7 protein-coding genes are annotated in these 6,848 nt (G+C 67.9%); 5 read left to right on the top strand and 2 right to left on the bottom strand.

Translation table 11 applies throughout. The features are described 5' to 3' along the window. Window positions 1-189: 189 nt before the first annotated feature. The 3 genes from thpR (at window position 190) to AC6LKG_RS26120 (ending at window position 2,780) form a co-directional block, all read left to right on the top strand. Window positions 190-720: an RNA 2',3'-cyclic phosphodiesterase gene (thpR, locus tag AC6LKG_RS26130; protein WP_498169822.1), complete on the top strand. Its 531-nt coding sequence runs from the start codon at window positions 190-192 to the stop codon at window positions 718-720. A 56-nt stretch (window positions 721-776) separates the two neighbouring features. Beyond that, window positions 777-1,337 (top strand): 5'-3'-deoxyribonucleotidase, encoded by a 561-nt coding sequence (locus tag AC6LKG_RS26125; protein ID WP_498169820.1) that lies wholly within the window; start codon window positions 777-779, stop codon window positions 1,335-1,337. A gap of 105 nt (window positions 1,338-1,442) precedes the next feature. Further along, complete coding sequence (locus AC6LKG_RS26120) at window positions 1,443-2,780, top strand: NAD(P)H-dependent oxidoreductase (RefSeq protein WP_498169818.1); 1,338 nt, start codon at window positions 1,443-1,445, stop codon at window positions 2,778-2,780. A gap of 69 nt (window positions 2,781-2,849) precedes the next feature. Here the strand turns inward: AC6LKG_RS26120 and AC6LKG_RS26115 are convergent, their stop codons facing one another. Both AC6LKG_RS26115 and AC6LKG_RS26110 read right to left on the bottom strand, forming a co-directional pair. Next, window positions 2,850-3,602 (bottom strand): FadR/GntR family transcriptional regulator, encoded by a 753-nt coding sequence (locus tag AC6LKG_RS26115; protein WP_498169817.1) that lies wholly within the window; start codon window positions 3,600-3,602, stop codon window positions 2,850-2,852. 151 nt (window positions 3,603-3,753) lie between these two features. Further along, entirely contained in the window at window positions 3,754-4,491 is a 738-nt protein-coding gene (locus tag AC6LKG_RS26110) for an SDR family NAD(P)-dependent oxidoreductase (protein WP_498169815.1), read from the bottom strand. Window positions 4,492-4,729: 238 nt separating this feature from the next. Here AC6LKG_RS26110 and AC6LKG_RS26105 point away from each other — a divergent pair, with 238 nt between their 5' ends. After that, entirely contained in the window at window positions 4,730-5,530 is an 801-nt protein-coding gene (locus AC6LKG_RS26105) for a shikimate dehydrogenase family protein (RefSeq protein ID WP_498169813.1), read from the top strand. Between the two features lie 55 nt (window positions 5,531-5,585). Next, on the top strand, window positions 5,586-6,821 hold the full coding sequence (locus tag AC6LKG_RS26100) for a branched-chain amino acid ABC transporter substrate-binding protein (RefSeq protein ID WP_498169810.1): 1,236 nt from the start codon (window positions 5,586-5,588) through the stop codon (window positions 6,819-6,821). Window positions 6,822-6,848: the final 27 nt, after the last annotated feature.

Here is a 6,848-nt window from a genome sequence, read left to right as displayed (position 1 = left end):
GCGTGTAGATGCGCCCGGCGGAAACCGAAGGCAGCCGCCGCCAGGCGGCAACGAGGTTGAGCCCGGGGAAGTCCGGAGCGAACGCTCCGGACCGCAATCGTAGCCCCGCCATCCCCCACCGACCCCGACACGCGCGCCTCAAGAACCTACCCCAGTCGCGACCACCAACAACACCCTACAATCTCCGCCATGTCGACCCTCCGCCTCTTCTACGCCCTCTGGCCCGAGCCTGACCTGGCTGGCACGCTGTCCACCTGGGCCACCCAGGCCCAGCCGCACAGCCATGGCCGCGCCATGCGCACGGAAACCCTGCACATGACGCTGGCCTTCCTGGGTTCCGTGGAAAAGGAGATCGCCGACGAACTCATCGACGCCACCCCCTACCATCGCCTGCAGCCCGGCACCGTCACCCTGGACCGCTACGGCGTCTTCGCCCGCCCCCGCATCCTCTGGGCCGGCCCCGCCCAGACTCCGGATTCGCTGCAGGCCAGCCACGACGGCCTGTGGCTGTGGCTGTCGGCGTTCGGCTTCGCGCCGCCCCCCCAGCCGTTCCGCCCCCACGTCACGCTGCTGCGCAACATCGAGCGCAACGACCCGCCCGCCGACGCTCCGCCGCCCGTGACCTGGCACTACGACCGCATGGTGCTGGTGGCATCCGAATCCACCGAGGGGGGCAGCCGCTACCGCGTCGTCGCCCGCTCGAAACCGCAACCGGGCTGAGGCCCCGCCCCGGCGCTCTGGCACAATCGAGCGCGTCGCAACGACTTAGGATCTCCATGATCATCCTGCTCGACCAAGACGGCGTGCTGGCCGACTTCGAACACGCCTTCATCGATGCCTGGCGCGCGCGCCATCCCGGCATCGCGCCGGTGGCGTTCGAGGACCGCAAGTCCTTCTATATCCGCGAAGACTACGCGCCCGAACTGCGCGGCATGGCCGAGGCCATCTACACCGCGCCCGGCTTCATCCGCAACCTGCCGCCGGTGCCGGGGGCGCTGGAAGCCGTGAAGGAACTGCTGGCGCTGGGCATGGACGTGCGCATCTGCACCTCGCCGCTGTCGCAGTTCGAGAACTGCGTTGCCGAGAAATACCTGTGGGTCGAGAAACACCTGGGCCGCGAGGCCACCAGCCGGCTGATCCTGACCAAGGATAAGACCCTGGTACACGGCCACCTGCTGATCGACGACAAGCCCTTGATCCAGGGCGCGGTCAAGCCGCGCTGGAAACACATCGTGTTCGACGCGCCCTACAACCGCGGCGTCACCGACCGGCCCCGCATCACCTGGAGCAACTGGCGCAACGTGCTGGCGGGCGAGCTGTATACGGCCGACCAATGACCGCCGGATGACAGCCTGACCGCGGGCCTGGCCAGCCCTGTTCAGCGGCCGGGGTTGAGGCTATCCTGTGGTGCTGTATCCCCACATCCTGGAGGAGCCTGCACCATGAATCTGCACCGCCTGCTCAAGCAGCGAGAAGCCGACCAGAAGCCGCTGCGCGTAGCGCTGCTGGGCGCCGGAAAGTTCGGCGCGATGTTCATGAGCCAGGCCCCCCGCACGCCCGGCATGCGGCTGGTGGCGGTAGCCGACCTCACGCCCGATCGCGCCCGTGCCGCGCTCACCCGGGTCGGCTGGCCGGCCACGGCGCTCAATGCCGCCAGCACAGGCGACGCCCTCAGGCACGGCAAAGTCTATTTCACCGACGATCCCCACGCGGTCATCGCCAACCCGGACGTCGACATCGTCATCGACGCCACCGGCCAGGCGGCGGCCGGCATCGGCCACGTGCTGGCCTGCTGCGAGCACGGCAAGCACATCATCATGGTCAACGTCGAAGCCGACGCGCTCGCGGGCCCCTTGCTGGCACGGCGCGCGCGCGAAGCCGGCATCGTCTATTCGCTGGCCTACGGCGACCAGCCGGCGCTGATCTGCGAAATGGTGGACTGGGCGCGCGCGGCGGGCTTCGAAGTCATGGCGGCCGGCAAGGGCACCAAGTACTTGCCCGAGTTCCACACCTCCACGCCCGACACCGTCTGGCCGTACTACGGCTTCACCGCCGAGATGGTGGCGGCCGGCGATTTCAACGCACAGATGTTCAACAGTTTCCTGGACGGCACCAAGAGCGCCATCGAGATGGCCGCCGTCTCCAACGCCGCCGGCCTGCTGCCCTCGCCGTCCGGCCTGCACTTCCCGCCTTGCGGCGTGGACGACCTGGCGCGCGTGCTGCGGCCGCGCGAAGACGGCGGCATCCTGCACCACCGCGGCCAGGTGGAAGTGATTTCCTCGCTCGAACGCGACGGCCGGCCGGTGTTCCGCGACCTGCGCTGGGGCGTGTACGTGACGCTGGCGGCCGACAGCGACTACGTGCGCCGCTGCTTCAAGGAATATGGCCTGGTCACCGACCCCAGCGGCAACTACACCGCCATGTACAAGCCGTATCACCTGATCGGCCTGGAACTGGGCATCAGCGTGGCCAGCGTCGGCCTGCGGCGCGAGCCCACGGGGGCGCCGGCCGGCTGGCATGGCGACGTGGTGGCCACGGCCAAGCGCGACCTGCAGGCCGGGCAGTTGCTGGACGGCGAAGGCGGCTACACCGTGTATGGCCGGCTTATGCCGGCGCGCGACTCGGTCGACGAAGGCTACCTGCCGCTGGGCCTGTCGCACCAGGTCAAGCTCAAGCACGCGGTGCGGCAGTCGCAGGCGATCCGCTGGAGCGACGTGGAATACGACGATCGTTCGGCCGCGGTGCAGTTCCGTCGCGAGATGGAACAGACCTTCGCCTGAACGCGGGCGCACCGGGCCGGCGCCTGGGCGCAGGCTGCGTGATCCCGGGCCCGAGCCGCCTGGCTACCGTCAGACCGGCGGCGCGCGTTCCGCCTGGAACAGCCGCAGGCGGTCGGCGGCGTTGCGCAGGTGTTGCTCGGCCGCGCGGCCGGCGGCATCGGAATCGCCGCCCTCGATGGCGGCGAAGATCGCTTGGTGCTCGCTCTGCACCGCCGCCATGCGCTCGGCATACATGCGCGCCGTATTGTTGCGGGCGCTGCGGATGACGCGCCGCACATTCGCTTCCAGATAGTCGTTCAGCGCCACCAGGTGCGGGTTGTGCGTGGCCTGCACGATGGCCTGGTGGAACTGGTAGTCCTCTTCGTCGCCCAGCTTGTCGTTGATCAGCGCATATTCCATGCCCACCAGCGCCTGACGCATCTTCTTCAGGTCGGCTTCGGTGCGGCGCTGCGCCGCGTAGCGCGCGGCGGTGACTTCGATCGACAGCATCAGTTCCAGGATGTGTTCCAGGTCCTGGTTGTCGCCCGGCGTGGGCGCGGCAATGCGGAAGGCGTTGCGCTGGAAGTTCGGATCGACGAACACGCCACTGCCTTGCTGCGAGGTGATCAGGCCCTCGGATTTCAGGCGCGCCAGCGCCTCGCGCACCACGGCGCGGCTGACCGAATACAGCTCGGTCAGTTGCTTTTCGGTGGGCAGGCGGTCGCCGGGCGCCAGCGTGCCCTGGCGGATCTGTTCGGCCAGCGCGTCGGCCACGCCCGCCGAAAGCGAATGCCTGGGCGCGGCGCGCTGCGGGTCGGAGTCCTGTGCTTGAGTGGGCTGCATGGGGAATCGTTAAACGTGAAGGCGGCTCGCGGCGGGGAAACCCCTGGGGCGCGCCGGCCTGTGGTTATAGGAATTTTCGACGTTTCACTGCGGCGGCGCCCTTGAAAATTATAGGATTCTGCCGGATACGAGGGCGCGGCCGTCTCAGACTTTACGCGATATAGATGCCGCCGTTCACCTGCATCACCTCGCCCGTCACGAAACTGGCCAGCGGCGAGCACAGGAAGGCGATCGCGCCGGCGATTTCCTCGGCCGTGCCGAAGCGCCGCAACGGCGTGCTTTCCAGCAACTGCGCGCCCTTCTGGCCGATCAGGTCGTGCGTCATGGAGGTGGCGATGATGCCGGGCGCCACCGCGTTCACGCGGATCTGCGGCGCCAGTTCCAGTGCCAGGCTGCGGGTGAAGCTCTGTACCGCGCCCTTGGAGGCCGAATAGGCCGCGTGCGCGTAGCTGCCGCGCTGGGCCGCCAGCGAGGTCAGCAGCACGATCGAGCCGTTCTGGCGCAGGTGGCGCTGGGCCGCGCGGCAGACGTAGAAGGTGCCGTCCAGGTTCACGCCCATCAGCTTCTTCCAGGCCTCGTCGCTGGTGTCCTTGACCAGTTGCTCGGGGTAAATGCCAGCGCAGTGCACCAGGTGATCGATGCCGCCGAAATGCTGCGCGGCGCGGTCCAGCGCCCGGTCGCAATCGTGCGAGGCGGCCACGTCCAGCGCCTGCACGAACACCCGCTGGCCGCTGGCGTCCAGTTCGGCGGCCACCTCGTCCAGGCGCGCCTTGTCGATGTCGGTCAACACCAGCCGGGCGCCATGGGCCGCCATCAGCCGCGCGGTCGCCAGACCGATGCCATTGCCCGCGCCGGTGATGGCCACTACCTGTCCTTCGAACGAAATCATGCTGTCTCCAAAGCGCTTTTTCGACGGCCCGCGCCCGTTCCCCGGGCGCCGCCAGCGATCCCATTGAACCGCCAAATGCATCGCTTGACACGGGAAAAACGCTTGCCCTATGATTTATCGGACAACTTAATAAAGTTGCCTGACAACTTGTACTGAAAGCGTAAAGCAACTGGCGATTTCAGGCAAGGGCGTCAAGAAAACACGGCCAACGGCCGCATGACAGGCAGGGGACAACCAGGTGGACATCACCGGCAACACAACCGTATTCGCGATCGCGGCCGACCCGATCGCGCACGTCAAGACGCCCCAGCGGCTCAACGCCCTGCTGCGCGAACGCGGCATCGACGCCGTCATGGTGCCGTTCCACGTGGCGGCCGCCGGCCTGCCCGGCCTGTTCGCGGGCCTGCGCGGTCTGGCCAACCTGGGCGGCCTGGTGGTCACCGTGCCCCACAAGGAAAGCGCGGCCGCGCTGTGCGATGCCCTCACCCCCGCCGCCGAACTGATCGGCGCCGTCAATGCCGTGCGCGTGCGCGACGGCCATCTCACCGGCGGCAACTTCGACGGCCTGGGCTTCGTCGCCGGCCTGCGCAGCCAGGGGCACGACCCCACCGGCCGCCACGTCTACCTGGCGGGCCTGGGCGGCGCCGGCAAGGCCATCGCCTGCGCCATCGCCGAGGCCGGCCCGGCCAGCCTGCGCCTGTACAACCGTTCGCCCGGCAAGGCCGAAGCCTTCGCCGAGCGGCTGGCGAGCCACTACCCGGGCCTGGCCATCGAACTGGCCGGCCCCTGTCCCGAGCCCTGTGACATCGCCATCAATGCGACCACCCTGGGCCTGGACGACAACGATCCCCTGCCCTTCCAACTGGACGCCCTGGCGCCCGGCGCCGTGGTGGCCGACGCCGTCATGAGCCGCGTCGCCACGCCGCTGCTGCGCGCCGCAGCCGCGCGCGGCTGCCGTACCCATCCCGGCCTGTACATGCTGGAAGGACAACTCACCGAAATTGCCCGCTTCCTGGGCATAGAAGAGCCGCATTCCTGAGCGCGCTTGCTTGATTCACGGACCAACCACTCCCGTTCCCACGGAGGAGACACGCATGAAATTGGCTTTCACTACCGGCCTGCTGTGCCTGGCCGGCATTGCCGCATCGGCCCAGGCCGCGCCCGTCAAGATCGGCCTGATCGAGACACTGTCCGGGCCGCAGGCTTCGACCGGCCTGATTTTCCGCGCCGCGGTGAAATATGAACTGGATCGCATCAACGCCGCCGGCGGCTGGAATGGCCAGCCGCTGGAGCTGGTCGAGTTCGACAACCAGGGCGGCCCGGTGGGCGCCTCCGACCGCTTCCGCGCCGCGGCCGCCGAAGGTGTGCAGATCCTGGTGCAAGGCTCGTCGTCGGCCATCTCCGGCCAGCTCACCGAGGACGTGCGCAAACACAACCTGCGCAACCCAGGCAAGGAAGTCGTGTTCCTCAACGTGGGCGGCGAAGCCCTGGAACTGACCGGCCAGAAGTGCCACTTCTATCATTTCCGCTTCGCCACCAACGCCGACCTGCGCGTCAAGGCGCTGACTTCGGTCATGTCGGCCGACGGCACGCTGGGCAAGCGCGTCTACGCCATCAACCAGAACTACTCCTGGGGCCAGGACATGGAAGGCGCCACCGAGCGCTTCGCCAAGCAGTACGGCTATGAGGTGGTCGGCAAGACGCTGCACGAAGTCAACAAGATCCAGGACTTCGCGCCCTATGTGGCCCGCATCCGCTCGGCCAATCCCGACACCGTTATCACCGGCAACTGGTCCAACGACCTGCTGCTGCTGATGAAGGCGACGCAGTCGGCCGGGCTGAAGGTGCGCTTTGCCACCGTGTTCCTGGACCAGGTCGGCAACCTCGCCAACGCCGGCGACGTGGCGCTGGGCCATTACATCGCCCACCCCTACAACATCGAGGCCGCGGGCGAAGAAGGCGCCAAGTTCGCCGAGGACTACAAGGCCAAGACCGGCCACTACCCCAGCTACACCGAGCCGCAGACCGTAATCGGCATCACCTTCCTGGGCGAGGCGCTCAAGCAGGTCAAGCCCAAGGACGGCAAGCTATCCGTGCCGGACCTGGCGCGCGCGCTGGAGAAAGTGACCTACACCTCGCCGCTGGGCACTTACACCATGCGCGCGGCGGACCACCAGGTGCAATTGCCGATGGTGGTTTCCAAGGTCAGCAAGAACGCCAAATACAAGGCCGATGGCACCGACATGGGCTTCGAGCCGGTCAAGGTGCTGTCCGCCGCAGACGTGTCCGCGCCGCCCCAGGCCACTTGCAAGATGGTTCGCCCGGACTGACGAGGCGATTGGCCGCGGGCGGCATGC

The organism is Achromobacter sp. 46006, from assembly GCF_059761975.1.
The sequence above is the reverse complement of the archived record's forward strand: the minus strand, read 5'-3'. Positions and strand labels throughout refer to the sequence as shown.

Coding starts and splice junctions, on each gene's coding strand:
- AC6LKG_RS26100 (WP_498169810.1), top strand. CDS start 5,586: ATGAAATTGGCTTTCACTACCGGCCTGCTGTGCCTGGCCGGCATTGCC.
- AC6LKG_RS26110 (WP_498169815.1), bottom strand. CDS start 4,491: ATGATTTCGTTCGAAGGACAGGTAGTGGCCATCACCGGCGCGGGCAAT.
- AC6LKG_RS26115 (WP_498169817.1), bottom strand. CDS start 3,602: ATGCAGCCCACTCAAGCACAGGACTCCGACCCGCAGCGCGCCGCGCCC.
- thpR (WP_498169822.1), top strand. CDS start 190: ATGTCGACCCTCCGCCTCTTCTACGCCCTCTGGCCCGAGCCTGACCTG.
- AC6LKG_RS26125 (WP_498169820.1), top strand. CDS start 777: ATGATCATCCTGCTCGACCAAGACGGCGTGCTGGCCGACTTCGAACAC.
- AC6LKG_RS26120 (WP_498169818.1), top strand. CDS start 1,443: ATGAATCTGCACCGCCTGCTCAAGCAGCGAGAAGCCGACCAGAAGCCG.